The organism is Megasphaera sp. MJR8396C, assembly GCF_001546855.1.
GTDB lineage: Bacteria > Bacillota > Negativicutes > Veillonellales > Megasphaeraceae > Megasphaera.
In genome coordinates, this window is the sequence record NZ_KQ958179.1 from 14827 (window position 1) to 38697 (window position 23871).

Annotated in this window: 21 protein-coding genes, 1 tRNA gene and 1 riboswitch; of the genes, 5 read left to right on the plus strand and 17 right to left on the minus strand. The window is 52.2% G+C overall.

The genetic code is table 11. From position 1 onward, the window contains the following. Positions 1-179: 179 nt before the first annotated feature. From tatC to recG, 12 genes are all read right to left on the minus strand, one after another. The gene (tatC, locus tag HMPREF3201_RS05480) at positions 180-875 is read right to left on the minus strand and encodes a twin-arginine translocase subunit TatC (RefSeq protein ID WP_062412117.1); all 696 of its coding nucleotides are present in this window, start codon (positions 873-875) and stop codon (positions 180-182) included. A gap of 68 nt (positions 876-943) precedes the next feature. After that, positions 944-1456: a nitroreductase family protein gene (locus tag HMPREF3201_RS05485; protein WP_062412118.1), complete on the minus strand. Its 513-nt coding sequence runs from the start codon at positions 1454-1456 to the stop codon at positions 944-946. A gap of 175 nt (positions 1457-1631) precedes the next feature. After that, positions 1632-1715: transfer RNA gene (locus HMPREF3201_RS05490), tRNA-Leu, on the minus strand. A gap of 96 nt (positions 1716-1811) precedes the next feature. Continuing rightward, on the minus strand, positions 1812-3197 hold the full coding sequence (locus HMPREF3201_RS05495; RefSeq protein WP_062412119.1) for an alanine/glycine:cation symporter family protein: 1386 nt from the start codon (positions 3195-3197) through the stop codon (positions 1812-1814). Between the two features lie 106 nt (positions 3198-3303). Continuing rightward, a riboswitch (glycine riboswitch) is annotated at positions 3304-3391 on the minus strand. 168 nt (positions 3392-3559) lie between these two features. Continuing rightward, complete coding sequence (locus tag HMPREF3201_RS05500; RefSeq protein WP_062412120.1) at positions 3560-3952, minus strand: cytidine deaminase; 393 nt, start codon at positions 3950-3952, stop codon at positions 3560-3562. Beyond that, positions 3949-4710 carry a 5'/3'-nucleotidase SurE gene (surE, locus tag HMPREF3201_RS05505; protein WP_062412121.1) on the minus strand — a complete coding sequence of 254 codons (762 nt, stop codon included), beginning with the start codon at positions 4708-4710 and terminating at the stop codon, positions 3949-3951. The genes HMPREF3201_RS05500 and surE overlap by 4 nt, the downstream gene beginning before the upstream one ends. A gap of 11 nt (positions 4711-4721) precedes the next feature. Continuing rightward, the gene (locus HMPREF3201_RS05510; RefSeq protein ID WP_062412122.1) at positions 4722-5972 is read right to left on the minus strand and encodes a glycosyltransferase family 2 protein; all 1251 of its coding nucleotides are present in this window, start codon (positions 5970-5972) and stop codon (positions 4722-4724) included. A 20-nt stretch (positions 5973-5992) separates the two neighbouring features. Then, positions 5993-6664: a CDP-alcohol phosphatidyltransferase family protein gene (locus tag HMPREF3201_RS05515; protein ID WP_062412123.1), complete on the minus strand. Its 672-nt coding sequence runs from the start codon at positions 6662-6664 to the stop codon at positions 5993-5995. Continuing rightward, positions 6661-7314, minus strand: a complete 654-nt coding sequence (locus tag HMPREF3201_RS05520; protein WP_062412124.1) for a phosphatidylserine decarboxylase — start codon at positions 7312-7314, stop codon at positions 6661-6663. Before HMPREF3201_RS05520 ends, HMPREF3201_RS05515 begins: the two co-directional genes overlap by 4 nt. Positions 7315-7328: 14 nt before the next feature. Continuing rightward, positions 7329-8060, minus strand: coding sequence for a WecB/TagA/CpsF family glycosyltransferase (locus tag HMPREF3201_RS05525; protein ID WP_172980543.1), 732 nt, complete (start codon positions 8058-8060; stop codon positions 7329-7331). 18 nt (positions 8061-8078) lie between these two features. Then, the gene (guaB, locus tag HMPREF3201_RS05530) at positions 8079-9542 is read right to left on the minus strand and encodes an IMP dehydrogenase (RefSeq protein ID WP_062412125.1); all 1464 of its coding nucleotides are present in this window, start codon (positions 9540-9542) and stop codon (positions 8079-8081) included. Between the two features lie 119 nt (positions 9543-9661). Beyond that, positions 9662-11701: an ATP-dependent DNA helicase RecG gene (gene recG / locus HMPREF3201_RS05535; protein WP_062412126.1), complete on the minus strand. Its 2040-nt coding sequence runs from the start codon at positions 11699-11701 to the stop codon at positions 9662-9664. Between the two features lie 135 nt (positions 11702-11836). On the opposite strand from recG, the gene rpmB reads away from it, so the two are divergent. Beyond that, positions 11837-12028: a 50S ribosomal protein L28 gene (gene rpmB, locus HMPREF3201_RS05540; protein WP_062412127.1), complete on the plus strand. Its 192-nt coding sequence runs from the start codon at positions 11837-11839 to the stop codon at positions 12026-12028. Between the two features lie 159 nt (positions 12029-12187). Here the strand turns inward: rpmB and HMPREF3201_RS05545 are convergent, their stop codons facing one another. The 3 genes from HMPREF3201_RS05545 to ppsA form a co-directional block, all read right to left on the minus strand. Continuing rightward, the gene (locus tag HMPREF3201_RS05545; RefSeq protein ID WP_369794833.1) at positions 12188-13018 is read right to left on the minus strand and encodes a pyruvate, water dikinase regulatory protein; all 831 of its coding nucleotides are present in this window, start codon (positions 13016-13018) and stop codon (positions 12188-12190) included. Positions 13019-13020: 2 nt separating this feature from the next. Beyond that, a complete protein-coding gene (locus HMPREF3201_RS05550) occupies positions 13021-13659 on the minus strand; it encodes a helix-turn-helix transcriptional regulator (RefSeq protein ID WP_044503208.1) in 639 nt (212 codons plus the stop codon). A gap of 189 nt (positions 13660-13848) precedes the next feature. Next, the gene (ppsA, locus tag HMPREF3201_RS05555) at positions 13849-16251 is read right to left on the minus strand and encodes a phosphoenolpyruvate synthase (protein WP_062412181.1); all 2403 of its coding nucleotides are present in this window, start codon (positions 16249-16251) and stop codon (positions 13849-13851) included. Between the two features lie 330 nt (positions 16252-16581). On the opposite strand from ppsA, the gene HMPREF3201_RS05560 reads away from it, so the two are divergent. Next, positions 16582-18660, plus strand: a complete 2079-nt coding sequence (locus HMPREF3201_RS05560; protein WP_062412129.1) for a transglycosylase domain-containing protein — start codon at positions 16582-16584, stop codon at positions 18658-18660. A gap of 61 nt (positions 18661-18721) precedes the next feature. Here HMPREF3201_RS05560 and HMPREF3201_RS05565 read toward each other — a convergent pair whose 3' ends face one another. Next, a complete protein-coding gene (locus tag HMPREF3201_RS05565) occupies positions 18722-19171 on the minus strand; it encodes a GNAT family N-acetyltransferase (protein WP_062412130.1) in 450 nt (149 codons plus the stop codon). 204 nt (positions 19172-19375) lie between these two features. Then, on the minus strand, positions 19376-20539 hold the full coding sequence (gene cytX, locus HMPREF3201_RS05570; protein ID WP_062412131.1) for a putative hydroxymethylpyrimidine transporter CytX: 1164 nt from the start codon (positions 20537-20539) through the stop codon (positions 19376-19378). 239 nt (positions 20540-20778) lie between these two features. On the opposite strand from cytX, the gene HMPREF3201_RS05575 reads away from it, so the two are divergent. From HMPREF3201_RS05575 to HMPREF3201_RS05585, 3 genes are read left to right on the plus strand one after another with little or no spacing between them, the layout of a single operon-like run. Then, positions 20779-21924, plus strand: coding sequence for an efflux RND transporter periplasmic adaptor subunit (locus HMPREF3201_RS05575; protein WP_062412132.1), 1146 nt, complete (start codon positions 20779-20781; stop codon positions 21922-21924). A gap of 14 nt (positions 21925-21938) precedes the next feature. After that, positions 21939-22643, plus strand: coding sequence for an ABC transporter ATP-binding protein (locus HMPREF3201_RS05580; protein ID WP_062412133.1), 705 nt, complete (start codon positions 21939-21941; stop codon positions 22641-22643). Further along, a complete protein-coding gene (locus HMPREF3201_RS05585; protein WP_062412134.1) occupies positions 22633-23850 on the plus strand; it encodes an ABC transporter permease in 1218 nt (405 codons plus the stop codon). Before HMPREF3201_RS05580 ends, HMPREF3201_RS05585 begins: the two co-directional genes overlap by 11 nt. The last annotated feature ends 21 nt before the right edge of the window (positions 23851-23871 follow it).

The following is a 23871-nucleotide window of genomic DNA, read 5'->3' on the forward strand; positions in this document are numbered from 1 at the left end:
CCTCCTGCGTATAAAAATTGAATCAGACCGGTAAACGCACAGCTTAATCGACGCCCATACATTCACCGCTTTCTCTATTATAGCAAAATGGAAACACATTACAAGAGACGGCCACTTTGTATACAAAAAAATACTGTATACATGCGTCACAAAATCATTATATTTCAATAAATATGCCCCTAAGGCTTCATGAATCGCATGAACAAAATCGTTCCCTCATAGAGAAAAATCAAAGGCACGGCAATGGCCGTCTGGGTAATCATATCCGTCGTCGGCGATACGACGCCGGCAAAGATGAAGGCACCTACAATAAAGACCCGCCTTTTCTTTCGAAGGGACTTCCCGGTCACCAATCCCAGGTGAGCGAGGATGATCAAGGCCAGTGGCAGTTCAAACCCAATGGCAAAAGGCAGGACGAAAGCGATAAAAAAGGACAAGTAGGCCGCCAAGGAAAACATGGGCTGTAGGGATACGGCAGAAAAGCTCAGAAAAAATTGGACGGCTTGGGGAAAGACGACGAAGAAAGAAAAGGCCGCCCCGCCATACCACAGAATGAGGGCTGCCGGCATAAACCAAACGAAGGCCCTGGACTCCTTGTCCTGCAGGCCCGGCCGTAAAAATCGCCATAGTTCATAGCAATGAATGGGCAGCGTCACAAATAAGCCCGTAACGGCAGCAATCTGCAGGTAGGAAAAAAAGACTTCCGCCGGGTTCAGGAAATAAAGCTTTCCGGCCGGCGCCGAGATGACGGCAATGATATCTTCGACATGGGCATACGCGGCGATACTGCCAATGAGCCAGGCTGTCAGCGAAAAGAGGATGCGCCGTCGCAGTTCCGCTAAATGGAAGGTTATGGGCGTTTTTTCTTCAATCATAAAAATCCCTTCTTTAACAATAAATAGGAAAAGGCCCTGCCAAATAACGACAGGACCCTTTCGAGGCCTTACAAAAAGTCTACGTAATGAATGCGGGATGGATCATAGCGGTCTTCATGCGGTTTGTCTTCTGCCGTTGCCTGCGGATAGCCGAGAGCAACGATGGCAAAGGGGGTAACGCCCTTCGGAGCGCCCAAAGCACGGCGTACCAAGACTTCGCGAGCCCGATAAGGCGTAACGCCAAGCCAAACAGCGCCGAGATCGAGGTGTACTGCTTCGATGAGGATGTTCTCCACAGCAGCACTGAGATCAAGGGTCGTAAAGGCAGGAAAACGCATGTGTTCGTCACGAGAACAGACGACAATCGCCAGGGCCGCACCATTAGCACAGCCAGCATAGGGACTGCATTGAGATAAGTCCTGAATGACCCGTTTGTCGCGGACGACATAAAATTCCCAAGGTTGTTGATTTCCGGCAGATGGAGCAGCCATGGCAGCGCGCAGCAGCTGTTCGATCTTTTCATCTTCTACCATGGTAGGTAAAAATTTCCGGATACTCCGTCTGGCAAAGATTTCATTCATGTAAATCGACTCCTCCCTATAATCATTTATCCATTTTATTATAACATATATAGATAGAAAGAAAACAGGGGCGGATTGAAAAAGAGTGTGACTCCGAAAATCAACCTTCTTTATCATTCTATAATTACGAAAAAAGAAGCACAGTACAAAGCTTTGTACTGTGCTTCTCAAGGTTTGGTGCCGAGGGAGGGACTTGAACCCTCACGGTGTTACCCGCCTGATTTTGAGTCAGGTGCGTCTGCCATTCCGCCACCCCGGCATAGCTCTTGTGCCTTGCAGAATTTTTACTCAGTGCTTGGCACAAGATTAATTATACCATAATGGAGAGAATCGTCAAGTATTTTTTACAAAAGATTTAGTGACCTGGCGTTGCTTCTTCTTCTAAATCGTCGGGCATATCCTTCTTTTCTTCTTTCAAGTAATCGAAGTATTTTTTCGTTTCTGCTACGACGACGCCGCTCAAGCCGATGAGGGCAATGAGGTTCGGGATAGCCATCAGACCGTTTACGATATCGGCCAAGATCCAGATGACGTCGAGTTTGATGAAGGCGCCGCAGGCGACGAGGGCGATAAAGATAATACGGTAGGGCATGATGCCTTTAACGCCGACGAGGTATTCGACGCAGCGTTCACCGTAGTAGTTCCAGCCGAGGATCGTCGTGAAAGCAAAGAGGGTAAGGCCAACGCAGAGGATGATGCTGCCATAGGTCGGGAAGGCCATGGTAAAGGCGGCATTGGTAAGAGCTGCCCCGTTGACGTCACCCATCCAGGCACCGCTGACGACTAAGACGAGGCCCGTCAAGGTGCAGATGATGATCGTATCGATGAAGGTACCGGTCATGGAGATGAGGCCCTGTTCAGCCGGCCATTTGGTTTTAGCAGCTGCAGCGACAATCGGTGCACTGCCGAGACCCGATTCGTTGGAGAAGACGCCGCGGGCTACCCCATTTCGCATGGCAACCAAAACGGTAGCGCCGAGGAAACCGCCGGCAGCAGCCGTCGGAGTGAAGGCGCTGACGAGAATCTGTTCGATAGCTGCCGGAACCTTATCGGCAAAGACGACCAGGAAGGCAACCGTCGAAATGATGTAGATAATGGCCATGGCCGGAACGACTTTAGAAGCTACGCGGGCGATGGACTGCAGGCCGCCGATGGTAATGGCTGCAACCAGGATGGTCAGGACGACAGCCGTGTATTCGACGGGAATGCTCGTCGTCAACCGCGTGATTTCGACGATGGAGTTAACCTGAGCAAAGGTACCGATACCGAAGAAAGCGACGAGGACGCCGAAGAAAGCAAACAGGAATGCCAAGGGTTTATATTTTTTACCCAACCCATTTTCGATGTAGTACATCGGGCCGCCGGCGATTTCACCGTTCTTGTCGACCGTCCGATATTTGACGGCTAAACAGCCTTCAGCATATTTCGTGGCCATGCCGACGAAAGCTGCCATCCACATCCAGAAAATAGCTCCGGGACCGCCGGCATGAACTGCCGTCGCAACGCCGACAATATTACCGGTACCGACCGTAGCTGCCAGAGCCGTGCACAAGGCTTTAAAGCTGTCTACGTCACCATCGCCCTGATTCTTGGCCGTGAAGATGAGCTTCAAAGCTCTCGGCAATTTCGAAATCTGCAGTAAGCGAAGGCGAGCCGTCAATAAGATACCCGTCCCGATGAGCAGGATCAATAAAGGCGGTCCCCAAATAAAACTGTCAATGGCATTCAATGTTTCCAACATCTTGCATACTCCCCTTTTAGTGTATTTTAGTATAATAACAAAAAAAGACCTGTCATCATCACTCTGAAGACAGGTCCTAAAAGGTCGCACAAAAGAAAGGTTTTCTTTCGTTAGCTCTGTCCTTTTGCCTGAGAGATTGGAAACAATATCCTTGCACCTTCGGCGCCCAAATGGGACTCTCCAGAGTCGTGTCCACATACGGTCCCACCCCTTTAGAGGGCACCTGAGAGTTTGACTCCGTCGGTAGGCTTTTGCCTTCTCCCGTATGTTTCGTTCACGCAATATGTATGATGTGCTGTTATTATAACGCGGCTTTCAAAAAAATGCAAGCCCTTTATGGAAATTTGTCCGTATCGACGATACTATTGAGACAAAGCGTCTCCCGAAAAGGCGTAAGGCAAGAGATCTTCCCAGGAAACGACTTCGACGTCGCCCTTCAGATTGGCCATGATAATCCGTGGAATGCGAAACTCGGCCATGACTTGACGGCAGGCACCGCAGGGCGAGCAAGGCCTTTCCGTATCAGCTACGACAGCCAGGGCTTTAAAGCCCCTCTCCCCTTCGGAAAGGGCCTTAAAAATGGCCGTCCGTTCGGCGCAGTTACTCAAGGGGTAGCTGGCGTTCTCGATGTTGCAGCCGCCAAAAACCCGGCCCGACTCCATCAAGACGGCAGCGCCGACGGGAAAATGAGAGTACGGGCTGTACGAATGGCGGCGATAGTCGATAGCCAATTCGATAAGGTCGGCATCACTCATAAATGGAGGGCTCCCTTCAAATGATCCAGAGAGCGTTCTGCCGTCTGCTGCCATTTGAGCGGCGTCAAGGCGATATGACCGTCGCGCACGCTGGCGACGTCACTGTCTGGCGGTGCCGTTTCCATGTCGATATCACCGACGATTCGATAGCAGATACTGCCGTCGAGGTCGCGCTTTTCGGCAATGACGTTGTGATAAATCTGAACGGTCTGGGACGTAATCCGAACGTTTTTTAAGCTGATTTCCCCTTGGGGCGGCACGTTGACGTTGACGATGCCGGGAAAACGGCCCTGAAGGGTGATTTTTTGAATCAACTGCCATACCAAGCGAGCCGTTTCCACGCAGCGTTCTTCGGTCATATCTTTCATCGATACGGCAAAGGCCGGCAGGCCGTAGTAAGGCCCTTCCATGGCAGCCGACACAGTCCCGGAATAGAGGACGTCGCTGCCGAGATTATAGCCGTCGTTGATGCCGGAAATGATGAGATCCGGCTGGTCATCTTTGAGGAAGTATTCAAGGGCCATCTTGACGCAGTCTACAGGCGTACCGGAAACGGCGATTTCCCGGATGCCTTCTTTTTCACGAGGGAGTTCCTGGCAGTAAAGGGCCTTATTAATCGACATCGAATGGGATGCAGCACTGCGCTGGCCATTCGGCGCAACAACAGTCAGCCGGCAGTTATGGGCCGAAAGTTCTCGTTTTAACGTCTGCAGGCCCAGCGCCTTCAAACCGTCATCATTGGTCAACAAAATGTGCATAATAAAGCCTCCTACTTTTTATTTTCCTTCCGCAGCAAGGCTGCGCTTTCATACGACAGGGCCCGCGTATGCAGGGTGTGACTCCACTTCATCTTATGCCGATCCTTGAACCCCAGGAAATTGACGGGAATCCAGCTGTACATGAATAGCGGGTAGACGATGAGGTACAGCCAGGATTTACGGGGCACTTTGATTTGCAGTAAGACGATAATCGGAATGAGGTACTGCCCGACGCCGATGATCGTCCAGATTTGAACGGGCACGATCGTATTTAAGATATTGGTATAAAAGGGCCAATAGGAATTAATCGATGCCAGGACGGCGTATATCGTCGAAGCCATCATGAAAAACGGCTGTGACAAGGTGATGATGCCGTCAAGCATGCGAATATTCCCGGTCTTGATGCCCCGGGCAAACAGCTTGGGAATAAATCGCTCACCGCAGTCGCACTGCCCTTGGGCCCAGCGCTTACGCTGGCGGCAGGACTGCATGAAGCCGACGACCTTTTCGTCATAAATGATGGCGTCATGAGCCCAACAGGTGCGCACGCCTTCGAGGAGGACCTTCATGGAAAATTCCATGTCTTCCGTCAGGCATTCACAGCCCCAGCCGTATTTGCGGACGATTTCCGTAGCAATGCACATCCCCGTACCGCCCAAGGCCGTCGACAGACCGATGTTGTACTTGGCCAGGTGCCACATGTGATTGATCAGCCAAAAGGCGATGGAAAAGGTACCGGCAATCCAGGAGTCGGTCGGATTCTTCGAATCCATATAGCCTTGGATGACCTTTTCGCCCTTCATGAGGTGGTGGTTCATTTCCCGCAAAAACTCGGGATGGACCAGGTTGTCGGCGTCAAAGACGACGAAGGCGTCATACTGCTTTTCCTGGGCCAGCATTTGCGAAAACATCCAGTCCAGGGCATAGCCCTTGCCCACTTCTTCCTTATTGGTCCGGACCTTGACGATGGCCCCGTGTTCGCGGCAGATATCGGCCGTATTATCCGTACAATTATCGGCAACGACGTAGATATCATACATATCCCTTGGATAATTAAGCTGTTTTAAGTTATCGATGAGCTGCCAAACGACGCGCTCTTCGTTATGCGCACAAATGACGGCAGCGAAAGTATGCTTTGGGGCTGCCGTACTGTGCTCGCGCCGCTTCATCAATCCGAAGCAGGCTAACGTAAAGTAATATAGTGAATAAAAAACGATGATGACTTGTATGGGTATCATAACGATATCCAATATATGTTCCATATGCGACTCTCCCTAAATACTTAGCGAGCTGCTGCGACGTTCATAGCCGTATTGACTAACCCGAAGATGATGTACAGTAAGAATGGCAGGGTAATGACCAAGTGCCAATCTACGTACAGAACCAGGGCACCGATAATCACAGCAATAGCCAGGGCCGACTTATGGAGCACATCGGGACTGGCACCTTTGAAGTCGGGGTGATGAATCTGGCTGACCAGATTATACCCCAGGAGGACGACTAAAATCGCAACCAACCAGGCCGGAAGCACGGCACCGGAAATGACGAAGGTTGCGATGAGGCAGCCCCCGTTCGGAATCGGCATGCCCTGAAAATAGCCGTGGACGACGCCGGTATTGAGATTAAAACGCGCCAGGCGAATGCCGCCCAAAGCTGCGTAAATAATAGCAGGAATCGCGCCGACCCAGCCCAGGGTCTGTAAGGAATAGGTATAAATCAAAAACGCCGAAGCTGCCCCAAAGGACACGACGTCCGACAGGGAATCCAGTTCTTTGCCGAATTCGCCGGCAACTCCCAGGGCTCTGGCCGAACGGCCGTCACAAGCATCGCAGACGACAGCCAAGAGGATGCAGATCCCGGCCCAAACGTATTCCCCATGGAGTGTCATCATCATACTCAGGACCCCAAAACTAAGGTTGCCTGAGGTGAACAGACACGGTATTATCTTCTTCATGAAACAATCCTCCCTATCACCGATTCACCGCCGCGAACCTTATCGCCCTTTTTGACGGTGATTTCAACGTTGTCGCGTACATAGATTTCTGCACAGGACCCGAATTTTATCATGCCGTATAACTGGCCATGCTGTAATTCATCGCCTAAGGTGACCCAGGAGACAATGCGCCGGGCCAGGACGCCGGCAATGATATTGACTAAAATATCCGTACGTGTCGAATGAATGCCGATGGAGTAGCGTTCATTTTCGTAACCGACGCCATCTTTATAGGCCGGACGGAATCGACCGCAGGTATACTGCTGAAAGTCAATCGTTCCCGGAAGGGGTGCCCGATTGACATGGGCATCGAAAATAGACAGGAAAATAATGACTTTCCGACACTTCTGATTCAGATATGTATCTTCATCGACCTCTTCGATACCGACGACGGTACCGTCAGCCGGCGATACCAAAAGACTGTCATCGGTCGGCGGCCGGCGCCGGGGGTTGCGGAAAAAATACATAAAATACAAGGCCAGCAAAACCGGCAGGACTGCCGCATAGGCATTGATGAAATAGCCTGCCGCCAGGGCCAGTAAAAGCGGCACAATGATAAATGGGTAGCCGTCTTCTACAATATAGGGTTTGTTTAAGACATCACTATTCAATTTATCACCTCAACTCATTGGCTTCGCTTGCTGCCCTTTACAGCCAGTACGAACCGCGGCAGCGCCAGCATGCGCTTAAAGCGTGTCGGCTCTTTAAGGAGACGATAGAGCCATTCCAAGCGGTTTTCCTGCATCCACTTCGGTGCCCGGGCCGCTTTACCCGCTAAGACGTCAAAGGTCCCGCCGACACCCATACAGACACAGGGACCGAGTTCATACAAATGCTCGTGTATCCATTTTTCTTGCTTTGGCACGCCGAGGGCGACTAAAAGGATTCGAGTGCCCTTGCTGCCGATATCTTCGATAATCTTTTTTTCTTCATCATCTGAGAAAAAACCCGAATGAGTCCCGACGACATTGAGCGTCCCGAGTCGCTTCTGCATATTGGCCGCAGCCTGTTCAGCAATGCCGGGAGCCCCTCCAAAGAGGTAGACAGCCGTTTGGCGTGCAGCTGCTTCTTGCAGCAGACTGCACGCCAAATCGACACCTGTAACGCGTTCTTTAAATTTCTTGCCCTGTTGCTCTGCAGCCCACAAGACACCGGCCCCATCGGGAACTACCAGGTCGGCCTGCTGCAGGATCTGCGCCAGTTCGGAATCGGACTGGGCCCGCATGACCATCTCCGCATTGGCCGTCGCAATGGAAGCGGCACGGCCTTCATCGATACATTTGAAGGCCAGTGTCTGCGCTTCTTTCATGGTGACATTGCCGATGGGAATGGACAAGATATCGATTATACTAGTCAACGTATCCCTCCGCCCTGCTTAGTTTACGCTGTAATTCGGAGCTTCTTTCGTGATATTGACATCATGGGGATGGCTTTCACGAAGGCCGGCTGCGGTAATCTGGATGAACTGCGTATTTTCAATCATTTCTTTGATGTTGTGGCAGCCGCAATAGCCCATGGAGGCCCGGAGACCACCGACCATTTGATAAATAGTATCGGCAGCCGGTCCTTTATAAGGTACACGGCCTTCAATGCCTTCCGGAACGAGCTTCTTAGCATTGGCATCTTCCTGGAAGTAACGGTCTTTACTGCCCGATTCCATGGCAGCCAGGGAGCCCATGCCGCGGTATTCTTTGTAGCTTCGGCCCTGGTAAATGACCGTTTCGCCCGGGCTTTCTTCCGTACCGGCAAGGAGGTTGCCCATCATGACGACGTTGCCGCCGGCTGCAATGGCCTTGGCCATGTCGCCGGAATACTTGATGCCGCCGTCAGCAATGATAGGAATGCCGTAGCGCTGTGCGACTTTAGCGCATTCGTGAACAGCGGTAATCTGCGGTACACCGATACCGGCGACGATACGAGTCGTGCAGATCGAGCCCGGCCCGATACCGACTTTAACGGCGTCGACACCGCATTCGATAAGAGCTTCTGTAGCCGCACCGGTTGCGACGTTACCGGCAATGACCGGAAGATGGGGATAGAGTTTCTTGATTTCTTTCAAGGTGTTGAGTACGCCCAAGGAGTGGCCGTGTGCCGTATCGATGACGACGACGTCGACTTTGGCAGCGACGAGAGCATCGAGGCGGTCGGTCATGTCATGGGTAACGCCGACAGCGGCAGCAACCAGAAGGCGGCCGTTGCCGTCTTTGGCAGAATTCGGATATTTCGTAGCTTTTTCAATATCTTTAATCGTGATTAACCCCTGCAGGTTACCTTCTTTATCGACGAGGGGCAATTTTTCAATGCGGTGCTTGCGGAGAATTTCTTTGGCTTCTGCCAGCGACGTGCCGACGGGAGCCGTAATCAGGTTTTCCTGGGTCATGATATCGCCGATGCGGCGGCTCATGTCTTCTTCAAAGCGCATATCACGGTTGGTGATGATCCCGACGAGTTTGCCGTCGACCGTAATAGGTACACCGGAGATGCGATATTTACCCATCAATTCATTGGCATCGGCCAAGAGGTTATCCGGGTGAAGGAAAATGGGATCGATGATGATGCCGTGTTCCGACCGTTTTACCTTGTCGACTTCACGGGCCTGAGCTGCAATGGACATATTCTTATGAATAACGCCAATGCCGCCTTCGCGGGCAACGGCAATCGCCATAGGGGCTTCCGTTACCGTATCCATACCAGAACTCATAATAGGAATATTCAGTTTGATATCGCGGGTCAGGTTCGTTGATACGTCCACTTCTTTCGGAAGTACGTCAGACTTGGCCGGAACCAAGAGAACGTCATCAAATGTCAAACCTCTCATACCAAATTTATCAGATCTCATATTTGCACCTCTGTTTTGAAAAATATAAGAAATAAAAGGGGTAAATCCCCTTAAATAGCTTATCCCTTATTATAACTGAAATCACCTATTCTGTACATAATTTTAAAGCAATTTTCTCGTCAGTTGTTCAAAAGGCCGGCAAAAGACTTGCCGAAACGACGCTTCAAAGCTTCTTCTACAACTGCCGCATCGCCCGAGGTCTGCCACCACTTCCTGGCTTCGTCACGGGCGGCTTCCAAGATGGCTACATCGTTTATGATGTCGGCTGCCTTTAAGTCGGGCAGACCGTGCTGCAGGTAGCCAAAGAGCTGACCCGAACCGCGCAGGAGCAGATCCTTTTCAGCCAGGGTAAAGCCGTCATGAATCGTTTCCATCCATTTAAGGCGCTGCTTCGTTTCTTCACTGCCGCCTTTCGCCATGAGGATGCAGTAGGCCTGCAAATCACCGCGGCCAACGCGGCCGCGAAGCTGGTGGAGCTGAGCCAGTCCGAAGCGCTCGGCGCCATCGATGAACATGATGGTCGCATTGGGTACGTTGACGCCGACTTCGATGACACTCGTCGCCACCAAGAGGTCGATATCTCCCTTTTGAAAGGCCTCCATGACGGCTTCCTTTTCTTTGCCGGCCATGCGGCCATGGACCAGGCCGCAGGTGCGTTTCTTGAAGAATTTATGGCGCAGCTCTTCATAAAGGTCGGTCGCGGCCTGAAGGTCAACAGACTCCGACGCTTCCACCAGAGGACAGACGACGTAGCACTGCTGTCCCGCTTCCATGAGCTTGTCCATGAAGGTATAGACCCGCCGGCGCAGGGCTTCGCCGACGGCATAGGTTTTGACCATCTTTCGTCCCGGCGGCAGTTCACGGATGGACGACACGTCGAGATCCCCATACAACGACAAGGTGAGCGTCCGGGGAATGGGCGTAGCCGTCATGAATAAGGCATGGGGTTCCTGCCCTTTCCGGGCCAGGGCCGAACGCTGACGGACGCCAAAACGATGCTGTTCATCAGTTACGACCAACCCCAGGCTGTAAAATAAGACGTCGTCCTGAATGAGGGCATGGGTTCCGATGAGGATGTCGATGGCCCCGTCGTGAAGGTCCGCCAGAATCTGCTGCCGTTCCTTTCCCGTCGTCCGACCGGTCAAAAGCGCGATGCGGACGTCGAGGTCCTTAAAAAGGCGGAGAAACTCTTCATAATGCTGAGCTGCCAAAATGCCTGTCGGCGCCATCAGCGCCCCTTGGTAGCCGTTTTCAACGATCTTTGCCAAAGCCAGGGCGGCGACGACGGTTTTCCCAGAGCCGACATCCCCTTGAACGAGGCGCTGCATCGCAACTTCACTTTCCATATCGTTCTGAATGTCTAAAAAGGCCCTTGTCTGTCCCTTGGTCAGGGTAAACGGCAGGTGCTCATAAAAAGACCGGAGAAGGCGGCCGTTGGGGCCACATTTAATCCCCTTCCGCTTCCCCTCGCGGTGACGCCGCAATAAGAGGCCGAGCTGCATATCGAAGAGTTCTTCAAAGGCCATCTGTTTGCGAGCCTGTTCCTTGGCCTCCAAAGATGGCGGAAAATGGAGGGTTTCATAGGCGGTAAGAGAGGGCATCTGGGAAAAAGCCGAATGGCGGCCTGCATCCCAGCCGGGGAGGATATCCGGGTGAACTGCGGCTAAATCAAGGGCTCCACGGACGGCCTTTCGCACATCCTGCTGACGAAGGCCATCGGTCAGGCCATAGACGGGGACGAAACCCGAGCCTTCTACCCGTCCCTCTTCCGTGTCGGGTGAATTCATCTGCCGCCGGCCATAGGCCCATTCCAATTTCCCAAAAGCGGTCAGTGTCATGCCGACCTTGAACTGGCGCTTCTTAAAAGCCTGGTTGAACCAAACCAACTCGACGGCACCGGTCCCGTCGCCGACGGCCACTTTCAGCAGCGACAACCCCCGTCGCGGCCGGGCCTCCTGAACGGAGGCGACAGTCCCGCACAAAAGGATGGCTTCCCCGGTCCCGCACGGAGCCTGACCGATGGACCAAATGTGGCTGCGGTCCTCGTAATCGCGAGGAAAATACTGCAGAAGATCCGTCACCGTCATAAGGTGCAGCCGGGCAAAAAGCGCTTCCTTACGCGGTCCGATTCCTTTTATATCGCGAATAGAAAATTCCATAAAAAAACTCCTTGTCAAGAACTTTCATTTATTGTATCATATTTTGTAGGCTTTTTATAAATAAAACTTGCGTTGCCCTATGATTTATGATAAGATTTATACGTTGTACTGTGATGGTGCAGGGAGGTGTAACTAATGGCAAACTTTTGCGAAGTATGTGGTAAAGGAACAATGAGCGGCATGAATGTCAGCCATTCCCACTTAAAAACGAAAAAAACCTGGAAACCGAATATCCAGCGAGTCCGCGCTATCGTCGACGGCGAAATTAAACGAGTTAACGTCTGCACTCGTTGCCTTCGTTCCGGCAAAGTCCAGCGTGATGTTTAATGACTATCGAAAAAGCGTTGCCTATAACGGCAGCGCTTTTTTAATGCCAAAAACCTGGGGAAAACGCCGCCAGGCTTCGTAAAGCGCAACCAACAAAAGGCGTAAAAACAAAAAGGATTGGTCCTCGGACCGAATCCTTTTTTTATTTTCCCCTGAAGGTTATCCCTCATCAGGGTATAATTCTTTATTTCGTTTGACGATTTCCATGACTAAGTTTGCCGTCTCTTCGATAGCCTTTGACGACACGTCGATAATCGGGCAGTGCAGACGCCGCATGACCCCGCGAGCATACTCTAATTCTTCGTTGATCCGTTCAATATTGGCATAGCTAGCATTGGCATCAAGGCCCATGCTGCGAAGCCGTTCGGAACGAATAAAATTCAATTTGAAGGGATCGATAATCAGGCCGACGATTTTGCGGGCCGGAATCTGGAACAATTCAGGCGGCAGATTGACTTCCGGTACGAGGGGCAGATTGGCCGCCTTGACCCGTTTATGAGCCAAATACATGGACAGCGGCGTCTTCGACGTCCGCGATACGCCGACGATGACGATGTCGGCCTTTAAAAAGCCCATGGGGTTCTTTCCGTCGTCGTACTTTACGGCAAATTCAATGGCTTCGACGCGCTTGAAGTATTCTTCGTCGAGCTGATGGATCATGCCGGCTTTCAACGTCGGTTCCGTATCGGTCAAGGTGCCGACACCGGCCAGCATAGGACCGATGATGTCGACGACGGTGACATTGGCCGAGGCCGTCAGGTCCTTCAATTTACGGCGCAAAGCCGGAGAAATGATGGTATAGCAAATCATGGCCCCGTCGGCTTCGGCCTTACGGACCAATTCTTCGATCTGCTGATCGGAGCGAATATACGGTACACGGATGATATTAAATTCTTGCTTATCGTATTGACTTGCCGCTGCCCGGGCGACGCGTTCGGCCGTCTCACCCAGGGAGTCGGAGCAAGCATAAATAATCGGCTTTTTTTCCAAGATTATCTCCTCCCTAACCCACATTCTACAAATAAACGGTTGATGTTGGTCTTTGAAATTCTTCCGATGACCTGCAGTTCTTTTTTATCATCTTCATCGCTGGTGATGACGTTGACGACAGGCAGACAGTCGATTTCGTATTCGTTCAAACGCTGGGCGGCGACGATGGCCTTTTCATCGGGCTGTACATAGATCACCTTGCTCACCGGCGTCATGACCATTCTCACCGGCAGGGTCCGCAGGTCATTGCTGCCCATGGCTGTCTTCAACAAATCCTTTCGCGATACGACGCCGGCCAAAATATTGTCGGTTCCGACGAACACCGTCCCCACATCTTCCGTAAACATGGCGATGATGGCATCGTAGGCACTCGTGTGCTCGCCGACGATGACCGGTTGAGACAGGCAGGAATCGATGGTAATATCAGTAATGGCCCGCGACAGCAGGTCTTTTTCCTTATTTCCTGTAAAAAAGTAGCCTAATTTCGGACGTGCATCGATGAGTCCCAGCATCGTCAAAATAGCCAGGTCTGAACGCAAGGCCGCCCGAGTCACATGAAGGCGATTGGCAATATGCTGGCCCGTAATCGGACTGTTTTCCTTTACAATCTGTAAAATTTTCTCCTGACGTTCCGATAACATAGCGTCTTTTCACCTCCTATGTACCAATAGCACTCTCATTCGCTTACTATCATATCATATATAGGGCTAATCTGCGATATAAAGTATACATTATTTATAATCACATCATACCGAATAGTCCTACCCGAAAAAGGCGGTCCAATCATGTCGTTGGACCGCCTTTCTTCGGCTCACTTCGTCACGGGACGATTACCACGTATAATCTTCAGTATCAGCACGGCCTTTTCCAGTCAGGGAATCGAGGAGGATTCGCTGTTCGACCTGAGCAATGTGCTTACGCGTCGAGATAACGGCATCGGGGTTGACGGAAATGGAGTCAATGCCGCTCTTGACCAGGAATTCTGCAAAATCAGGATAGACGCTCGGCGCCTGGCCGCAGATAGAAACGGTCTTGCCGTCCTTATGAGCCACGGCGATGAGGTGGCGGATTGCCCGTTTGACAGCTAAGTTCCGTTCATCAAAGAGAGGTGCTACGGTATCATTATCACGGTCGCAGCCCATGATCAGCATCGTCAAGTCATTGGAACCGATGGAGTAGCCATCGACGAACTGGTTGAACTGGTCAGCCAGGATGATGTTCGACGGGATTTCAGCCATGAGCCATACCTTAAAGTCCGGACCGCGATGGAGTCCTTCCTGGGCCATGAGGTCGACGACTTTCTGCATTTCATCGACACGGCGGCAGAAGGGAATCATGACGTTGAGGTTCTTGAAGCCGTATTCTTCGCGGACTTTACGAACGGCCTGCAATTCGAGTTTAAAGGCTTCTACGTATTTGGGATCGTAGTAGCGGGACGCACCGCGCCAACCGAGGAGGGCGCTGCTTTCTTCCGGTTCGTATTTATCGCCGCCTTTGAGGTTGCGGTATTCGCTCGATTTAAAGTCGCTCAGGCGCAGGGTTACCGGGCGCGGAGCCAAGGCCTGGCAGACTTTGCGGATGCCTTCGGACAACTGGTCGACGACGTGGTCCGGACGGCCCGTTTCGATGAGATATAAAGGATGTTCATGAATGAAGGTCGTCCAAATGAATTCTTCACGCATGAGGCCGATGCCGTCACACGGAAGGGTGCCGTATTTTTCAGCCAGGTCGGGATTGCCGAGATTCATATAAATCTTGGTCCCCGTAACCGGTACCGACTCAGCAGCGACGACAGTCGTCCCGGCCGTACCGCCGGAAGCTTCAGCTGCCTTGGGTTTTACGAGGTCGGCTACGACGCCTTCATAGACGATGCCATTGGTTGCATCGACGGTGATTTCAGCTCCGTCAGGAATGGCCGTCGTCGCTTCGACGCTGCGGCTCTTGGTCCCGACGATACAAGGAATGCCCAATTCACGGCTGACAATGGATGCATGGCAGGTCATGCCGCCGGCATCGGTAACGATGGCTTTTGCTTTCTTCATAGCCGGTACCCAGTCCGGAGCGGTCATGGTCGTAACCAGGATTTCGCCGTCTTTAAATTCAGCAATCTTAGACGGATCGAGGATGACGTGAGCTTTGCCGGCAGCACTGCCTGGGCTTGCCGGAAGGCCTTTTACGATAACCTTGCGGTCTGTCGTCGTAGCCACCGGTGCCGCAGCGGCTTCACCCTTTTCTTTATTCTTCTTCGACCAAACCGTTTCCGGCCGAGCCTGAAGGAGCCATACTTTATTGGTCCGTTCATCGACGCCCCATTCCATATCCATGTAGCAGCCGTAGTGTTTTTCGATTTTTTTAGCATAGACAGCAAGTTCCCGGATCTGTTCGTCCGTAATGACCTGCTGCTTCTGCAGTTCCGGAGGAACGAGTCGTTCTTCGCAGTCGCCGCCGGGCTTGCGGACCAATTCAACAGGCTTCGTGTTGACCATCCGCGATACGATGGACAGATCGTCTTTGCGGATCTTGAAGTTATCCGGCGTAACCGTCCCTTGGACGACGTATTCGCCAAGACCCCAGGCGCCTTCGATGGTAATCGTCGTATCGTCACCGGTTACCAGGTCGACCGTAAACATAACGCCGGCCGACTTGGAGAAAACCATCATCTGAACGGCAGCGCTCAAAGCGACAGTAAGGTGATCAAATCCCTGTTTCGTCCGGTAATACGTAGCCCGGTCGGTAAAGGTCGAGGCATAACATTCCTTTACTTTTTGGATGACCATGTCGGCACCTTGTACATTGAGGTACGTATCCTGCTGACCGGCAAAGCTGGCATCGGGCAAGTCTTCTGCCGTAGCGCTGGAGCGAACGGCAACAAAAGGCTGGGCTTCGCCGACTTTCTGGCCTAATTCTTCATAGCTCTTACGAATTTCTTCGGCTAAATCATCCGGCATCTGCACATCACAGATGGCCTGACGGATTTTAGCGGTAACATCACGAAGTTGAACGGCGTCTTCCACGTCGGTCAATCCTTTTAACAATTCCGGAATCTTAACATCCATGCCTGTTTCATGCATAAAGTGGCGGTACCCGGCAGCCGTCGTCGCAAAACCGTAAGGAACAGGAACGTCCGTCTGGGACGTCAATTCGCCAAGGGAAGACGATTTACCGCCTACGAGCGCTACGTCTTCTCTGCGCAATTCATCAAACCATAATACATACGCCTTTTCTCTATCCATTGCCATCATCTTTACCTCCTGCTGGTGCATTAATTTGTATATGCTAAATTGTCTTTTTCATACGTTTATAGTACGCTAATAAGTTCACAATGTCAATAGTTTTTTCAAAAAGATGGATTACTCTCTTTTCAAGAGTATACTACATATGAAAAATTTTCAGATTCAGTGTATCGTAAAACGTTTAAAAACCAGGGTCCACTTTAAAGTTTCTCAACCTCTTCGATATATATAGGATAATAAAGCCGATTGTGGTATAATAAGGAGTTAGTAATATTTTAATTTATATATAATAACCTTATAATGAGTACAAACGTCATGTAGGAGGAAAAAATGTATACACCCAGACGCAGAGCAAAAAAAGCCAAAGAGGCCGGTCCATTTCGCCGCATCCGCCTTTTTATCGCCTTATGCCTTGTTGTTTTTGCCGGCTTAGGGTTTGGCTATATTTTTGCTGCCTATCAGAGCTTACCGACGGTAAGCAATAGCATGCGGCCTGCCGTATCGTCCCAGGTCTTCGATGCCCATGGACGCCTGATCACGACCCTTCATTCCGATCAGAACAGGCTTCCCATCGACATCAATAAAGTGCCGCAAAACCTGCAGAATGCCTTTATTGCAGCCGAAGACAACCGCTTTTATCAACACATCGGTATCGATCCCATCGGCATCGTCCGCGCCTTGTTCACCAACTTGACCAACCGCGGCATCGCCCAAGGCGGCAGTACGATTACGCAGCAGCTTGCCAAAAACGCCTTCCTGTCTCAGGAACAGACGTTGAAGCGAAAGATTCAAGAAGCCATGCTGGCCTTAGAAATCGAGCAAAAGTACAGTAAAAAAGAAATCCTCGAAATGTACATGAACCAGATTTACTTCGGTCAGGGCGCCTACGGGATCCAGACAGCCGCCAAGACATACTTTAATAAAGACGTCAGTGAATTGACCCTGACCCAGTGTGCCCTCTTGGCGGGTCTTCCCAAGAGCCCGAATTACTATTCGCCGTTCAATAACCTGAGTGAAGCCAAGCAGCGGACCAACGTCGTCCTCGACCAAATGGCAAAATACGGCTACATCTCGCAGGCCGAAGCCGATCAGGCCAAGAATCAGGACCTCGACCTTTCGAAGAACCACCAGACTCAGGAAAGCGACGAAAACGCATCCTTCATCGACTACGTATCCCAGCAGGTCGCTCAAAAATACGGCGACGATGCCCTCTACAAAGAAGGCCTCAAGATCTACACCACCCTCGACGTCGACAAACAGCACGCAGCCGTCCAGGCCCTGCACAACCTGCCTGAAAACTACACCGATGAAAACGGTCTGACCCAGCCTCAGGGCGCCATCGTCTCCATCGATCCCAAGACAGGCTACATCTTAGCGATGGTCGGCGGCCGCGGCCAAGACAGCTTCAACCGCGCCAGCCAAGCCGTCCGTCAGCCGGGTTCCGCCTTTAAACCCTTCGTCTATCTGACGGCCCTGCAGCACGATATGACGCCCGATACGACGATGGAAGATAAACCGGTCACCTACGGCAGCTGGAGTCCGAAGAACGCCAGCGGTTCCTATCGAGGCTCGATGCCCCTCAGCGTCGCCTTGGCAAACTCGGTCAACACCATTGCCGTTCAGCTCGCCGACCGCGTCGGCCCCAGCAATATCATTGCCAACGCCAAGAAAATGGGCATCACCACCCTCGACGACAAGGACGACAACTTAGCCATGGCCCTCGGCGGTCTGACCCGAGGCGTCACGCCCCTTGAAATGGCCAGTGCTTACGGCACCTTTGCCAACAAAGGCGTTCACGTCAAACCGACGGCCATCGTTAAAATCCTCGACCGCAACGGCAACGTCCTGGAAGATGAATCGACCCTTGGAAAAGAAGAAAACAAGACGCGCGTCATGTCCGAAAAAGAAGCCTATGAAATGACAGTCATGTTAGAAGGCGTCATCGACTACGGCACCGGTACAGCCGCCGCCCTCGGACGGCCGGCAGCCGGCAAGACCGGTACGACGGACGACAATAAAGACGCCTGGTTCGTCGGCTATACCCCGGATATCGTAACCGCCGTTTGGATCGGTGACGATACGGGTGCCCACAGCCTTGGCGAAGTCTACGGCGGCACGATCCCGGCAGAAATCTGGAAAGATTACATGTCCTCTGCCGCAGCGGACGAGCCCGACCGGGAATTTGCCGTTCCGGCCGGTATGGAACGGATGCGGGCACGAACAGCCCTTTCCAACAACAGCGCCCGCGTCGCTGACGACTCCAAGAAAGAAGCCGCAACCGAAAAGAAAGAATCCGACGATAAAGAAAAGACCGACGAAAAAGCCGAGTCCCGGAGTGAAGAAGCTTCGAGACAGCCGTCAGAAGAAGCACGAAGACAGCAGGAAGACAGCAACAATAAAGCACAGTAACGCCAAAAGAGCAGCCGCACCGACAAGGGTGCAGCTGCTCTTTTTTTCTGTTTCCTGGCAATTATTCTTTTCTCATATAGACAAAGGACAGTCCCGTCGCCTCCGTCACTTCCTTAACCGGTCGATAACCCATTTTTTCGTAGAGCCTGATATTGGTCCAGCTTTTCGTACAAGTATATAGCTCTCTCGTCTTTCCGGCACAGACTGAATCAACGGCTTCCAAGAGTTTTTCTGCCAATCCCTGGCGACGGTAATCGGGATGAGTCATGAGCCGGCCCACGTCGACGATATCCCCGTCATGGCGATAACGGATGACGCCGACGATGACATCTTCATCGGTGACGAGTTTCAGTGTCGTCCAATGGGCAAAATCGCGCTGGAAGTCATCTTCCGTTTCTTGGAGCGCCGGTACGTCGCGGCTGCCGATCATGGCGGCTTCGCTCTCAAAAGCCAGTAACTGCAGCCGATATAATTCAGGAATATCCGGCTCCCCTGCGGTCATTATATTCATGGTCCCCACTCCTTTGACGTCAAGGTGATGCTTCTTCCATCAATATTTTTATTATACACAAGGGGCTTCCTCCATCCAAGAGTACCCTTAAAACAGCAAAAAAAAGCAGCCCCAAACGGAGCTGCTTTCAAGGCACCTATGAGCCGCAGAGAAATGTTAGTCAAGAGAATCGTTAAGTCGACTCACAGCTGACTCATCATGATGTCAGGCTTTTACGATTTTATGGATAAGGGTGCTGATGACCATGATGATGACGACGACAGGAACGGTAATACCGACCGGCGTATCAACACTGAGCAGATAGCGATACAAGATGACACCGAGGACCCATAAAACAATGTTGAGCCAATTGACGCTTTCTGCCGTATGATCTCGCTTCAAAATAAAGAAGTCTGCCAAGAGGATAGCCGTCATAGGCGCAAAGACGGATCCGATGAGATAGAGGAAATCCTGGAACTGATCGGGCGCTGCAAAAATAGCCAAGACGACACCGAGTACCGTCGCTGCCAGGGCCATGATCTTATCCGAAGCCTTAGGCGCTAAGCTTTGGAAGCTGACGCCGGCGGAAAAGGCATCGAGGAAGGTCGTCGTAACCGTCGACAGTAAGACGACGAGGATACCGGCGATTCCCATGCCGGCTTGGAGCATGATGGCAGCAATGTCGTCCTGCCCTGTAAACAAGGCGGCGCCCATGCCGATGATAAACATCCAGGAGCTAGCGATAAAGTACGCACCGCAGCTAGCCGCCGTTGCCAGGACCGGCTTCTTGGCCGTTCTCGTATAGTCCGAAATAATCGGCAGCCACGATAAGGGCATAGCGACAGCCAATTCTACGGCACCGCCAAAGGTGAGTTCTCCGTCCGGAACGATTGGCGTTCCGTTTTGGAATACGACCATGCTGAGGACAATCGTCAAAATAAACAAAGCTGCCATGACGACGACATTGACCTTGCTGAGATTCTTAAGGCCCATGACGATCCACAAGGCGATGAAGGCGCCGATGATAATACTCCACCAAGACACGCCGATAGCAGCAATGGTGTTAGCCGCCAAAGCGGCACTGCCTACCATAACGGCCGTCCAGCCGACGAGCTGGATGACGTTCAGGCCGGCAAAGAGCTTTGCCCCCTGCGTACCAAAGGAGATGCGCACCGTTTCCATGGCACTGCCTCCCGTCCGGCCGCCGATGAGGCCTGCCAGATACATGATGATGCCGCCGATGACATGCCCCAAAATGATGGCTTCCAGGGCCCGGACAAAGCCCAAGGGAGCCAAGAGCATGCCGGTCAAAATTTCTGCAATGGAAATCCCCGCGCCAAACCACAACAAGCCGTTGGAAAAGGCCGAGGTCTTTCGTTCATTTACCATATAGTATCAAACCTTTCTATTATAAAGACTGGTATAAATAATAACCTATCTCAGTATACCATATTCTTTCCGAAAACCCTATGGCGAAGGGAAGATTTATCACAGTTTTAACTCACTTTACAATAACTGAGGGCTTTTCCTTTATCCTTGGACCTTGACCATGCTATACTTGTACTGATTATAAGCTTAACATTACTATTGGCAGCAGATTTCAAGTATTATACGTTTGGAGTGATATCATGAGAATAGACAAGCGCCTGAAAATTGCCATTGCCGCTGTCGTCATCGCCGCCTGTGCCTTTGGCGGGTACACGTACTACCAAAGCCAGCAGAAGGCAAAACAAGCAGCCGCCGTAGAAACGGCAGAAGTCGTCCGCAAGGATTTGAAGTCGACCGTATCGGCGACAGGGACCATCAGCCCCGTCGATTCTGTCGAAGTATCGCCGAAGATCACGGCTCGTATCAGCCAGGTTCTGGTCAAGGAAAATGACCACGTCACGGCCGGCCAGACCGTCGCCATCCTCGACGGCAAAGATTTCGAAGCCCAGCGTGATCAGGCTCAGTACAAGGTCACCAATACCAAGGTGGAATACGAACGAGCCGAACAGCTCTACAATCTCGGCGCCGGGACCAAGCAGGACCTGGACACGGCTAAGTTTAATTACGATACGGCCCTCAGTACCTTATCAGAAGCCGAATCAGACGTAGCCGAAACAGTCATTACAGCCCCGATGGACGGCGTCGTCGTCGGCGAACCGAAGACGGTCGGCACCATGGCCGTTCAGGGCAACAGCAACCCGACAGTCATCATGCGTATCGCCGATACGGCAAATAAACAGATTTTAGCCCAAGTCGACGAAACGGATATCGGCAAGGTCCAAGTCGGTCAGGAAGCTACCTTTACGGTAGACGCCTATACGGACCGCACCTTTACGGCCAGAGTCACAAAAATCTCCCAGACCGACACCAGCAACACCTGGGATACGAACAGCTCCACGTCGTCCTCTTCGTCGAGTTCATCCAGTTCTTCAGCCAGCGTCATCTACTATTACGTCACCCTCGACGTCAATGACCCTGACGACGTCTTAAAACTGGGCATGACGGCCCGCGTCGACATTACGACGTCGGAAAAACAAGACGCCTTAGTCGTCCCCATTGCCGCCTTGAAGACCAATGACTCTGGTTCCTACGTCGTCCGCGTCAACGACGACGGCACGACAGAACAAGTTCCGGTCAAGACCGGTATCTACAGCAGTGACTACGTCGAAATCCTGTCGGGCCTCACCGAAGGCGACAAGGTTTCCATTACCTATACGGCCACCAAGTCCTCTTCGTCATCATCCTCCTCGAAGAGCAGCAGCCGCCAAGGGCCACCGCCCATGTAAGGGAGGTCCTTACCATGAATCCAATCATTGAACTCCAAGGTATCGAAAAGATATACCACATCGGCGGTGAAGATTTCGCCGCCTTAGCCGGCATCACCCTCAACATCGAAGAAGGGGAATTTGCCGCCCTCATGGGGCCGTCCGGTTCCGGGAAGTCGACGCTGATGAACATCCTCGGCTGCCTCGACCGACCGACAGCCGGCTCCTACCAGCTTGGCGGCAAGGAAGTCGCTCACCTCAATGACGATGAATTAGCCGTCGTCCGCAACCAGCACATCGGCTTCGTCTTCCAGAACTTCAACCTCTTGTCGCGAATCACAGCCCTCGACAACGTCGCCCTGCCCTTGGTATACGCCGGCGTCGGCCGCAAAGAGCGGACTGAACGGGCCATGGATAAACTGAAATCCGTCGGCCTTGAAACCTGGGCCCACCATAAACCAAACGAGCTCTCCGGCGGCCAGCGCCAGCGCGTGGCCATCGCCCGGGCCCTGGTCAACAATCCGCACATCATCATGGCCGACGAACCGACGGGCAACCTCGATACGAAGTCGACCAAAGACATCATGCGCCTCTTTGAAGAGCTCCACGAAGACCATAAGACGATCATCCTGGTCACACACGAACCGGAAATCGCCGCCTGCGCCACCCGTCAGCTCCTCTTGTCAGACGGTAAGATTACCAAAGATGCCGGAAAGGGGGTCGTTATGGATGTTATTTAGTGAAAGCGTCCAAATCGCCATTACGGCACTGTTATCCAACAAGCTGCGCTCCATCCTGACCATGCTGGGCATCATCATCGGTGTCGGCGCCGTCATCGCCATGATCTCCATCGGCATGGGCGTCCGGCAGAACGTCACTAACTCCATTGCCAGCCTCGGCAGCAACATGCTCATCGTCATGCCGGGCTCGGCCAACAGCGGCGGCGTCCGCTCGGCAGCCGGCTCCAATAAAAAATTAAAATACGACGATGCCGTAGCGATTAAAAATAAAATCAAAAATATCGACTACGTGTCGCCGACGGTCAACAGCTCGTACCAGGTCGTCAACGGCAACCAGAACTGGAATACATCGGTCTACGGCGTTACGCCGGAATACCTTCATATCCGGTCCCTTACCGTCCAGTCGGGCTCCTTCATCACCCAATCTGATTTAAACTCGCGAAACCGCGTCGCCGTCATCGGGACGACGGTCGCCACCAACCTCTTTGAAGAAGCCAACCCGGTCGGCAAGACGATCCGTATCAACAATCAGCCCTACAAAGTCATCGGTGTCCTCGAAAGCAAGGGGCAATCATCGGTCGGCCAGGACCAGGACGACGTGGTCATCGTCCCCTTGACGACGGCCCAGGAACGACTGATGGGCATTACCTATATCAAGGCCATCAACATCCAGGTCTCGAGTGCCGATAAAATCGAACAGGTACAGTCGGAAGTCGAAACGCTCCTGCGCCAGCGTCATCACATTACCAACGGCAAGGAAGACGACTTCAACGTCCGCAACCTGACCAGCCTCATGGAAACGATGACCCAGACGACGACCATGCTGACCTTATTCTTAGGCAGCATCGCTGCCATCTCCCTCGTCGTCGGCGGGATTGGCATCATGAACATCATGATGGTCTCGGTCACCGAACGAACCCGTGAAATCGGCATCCGCAAGGCCCTGGGAGCTACCTTCCAGAATATCATGATGCAGTTTCTCATCGAGTCCGTCGTCATCGGCGTCATCGGCGGTCTCCTCGGCGTCGCCTGCGGCGTCGGCATCGCCTTGGCCATAGCCGAGTCAGGCCTCTTCGAGACGGTCATCACGGCAGCGCCAATCATCATTTCCTTTAGCTTCTCCGTCGGCATCGGCCTCTTCTTCGGCATCTACCCTGCCCGAAAAGCAGCCAAGCTCGACCCGATCGAAGCCCTTCGCTATGAATAAAAAAGAAGCACTGTTCCTTAT

What these genes read in the sequence shown, in the direction of transcription:
- HMPREF3201_RS05585 (WP_062412134.1), top strand. Translation starts at nt 22,633, where the DNA reads ATGTTATTTAGTGAAAGCGTCCAAATCGCCATTACGGCACTGTTATCC.
- HMPREF3201_RS05580 (WP_062412133.1), top strand. Translation starts at nt 21,939, where the DNA reads ATGAATCCAATCATTGAACTCCAAGGTATCGAAAAGATATACCACATC.
- HMPREF3201_RS05495 (WP_062412119.1), bottom strand. Translation starts at nt 3,197, where the DNA reads ATGTTGGAAACATTGAATGCCATTGACAGTTTTATTTGGGGACCGCCT.
- HMPREF3201_RS05560 (WP_062412129.1), top strand. Translation starts at nt 16,582, where the DNA reads ATGTATACACCCAGACGCAGAGCAAAAAAAGCCAAAGAGGCCGGTCCA.
- HMPREF3201_RS05565 (WP_062412130.1), bottom strand. Translation starts at nt 19,171, where the DNA reads ATGAATATAATGACCGCAGGGGAGCCGGATATTCCTGAATTATATCGG.
- ppsA (WP_062412181.1), bottom strand. Translation starts at nt 16,251, where the DNA reads ATGGATAGAGAAAAGGCGTATGTATTATGGTTTGATGAATTGCGCAGA.
- HMPREF3201_RS05510 (WP_062412122.1), bottom strand. Translation starts at nt 5,972, where the DNA reads ATGGAACATATATTGGATATCGTTATGATACCCATACAAGTCATCATC.
- HMPREF3201_RS05575 (WP_062412132.1), top strand. Translation starts at nt 20,779, where the DNA reads ATGAGAATAGACAAGCGCCTGAAAATTGCCATTGCCGCTGTCGTCATC.
- guaB (WP_062412125.1), bottom strand. Translation starts at nt 9,542, where the DNA reads ATGAGATCTGATAAATTTGGTATGAGAGGTTTGACATTTGATGACGTT.
- surE (WP_062412121.1), bottom strand. Translation starts at nt 4,710, where the DNA reads ATGCACATTTTGTTGACCAATGATGACGGTTTGAAGGCGCTGGGCCTG.
- HMPREF3201_RS05550 (WP_044503208.1), bottom strand. Translation starts at nt 13,659, where the DNA reads ATGTTATCGGAACGTCAGGAGAAAATTTTACAGATTGTAAAGGAAAAC.
- recG (WP_062412126.1), bottom strand. Translation starts at nt 11,701, where the DNA reads ATGGAATTTTCTATTCGCGATATAAAAGGAATCGGACCGCGTAAGGAA.
- HMPREF3201_RS05515 (WP_062412123.1), bottom strand. Translation starts at nt 6,664, where the DNA reads ATGAAGAAGATAATACCGTGTCTGTTCACCTCAGGCAACCTTAGTTTT.
- cytX (WP_062412131.1), bottom strand. Translation starts at nt 20,539, where the DNA reads ATGGTAAATGAACGAAAGACCTCGGCCTTTTCCAACGGCTTGTTGTGG.
- tatC (WP_062412117.1), bottom strand. Translation starts at nt 875, where the DNA reads ATGATTGAAGAAAAAACGCCCATAACCTTCCATTTAGCGGAACTGCGA.
- HMPREF3201_RS05500 (WP_062412120.1), bottom strand. Translation starts at nt 3,952, where the DNA reads ATGAGTGATGCCGACCTTATCGAATTGGCTATCGACTATCGCCGCCAT.
- rpmB (WP_062412127.1), top strand. Translation starts at nt 11,837, where the DNA reads ATGGCAAACTTTTGCGAAGTATGTGGTAAAGGAACAATGAGCGGCATG.
- HMPREF3201_RS05485 (WP_062412118.1), bottom strand. Translation starts at nt 1,456, where the DNA reads ATGAATGAAATCTTTGCCAGACGGAGTATCCGGAAATTTTTACCTACC.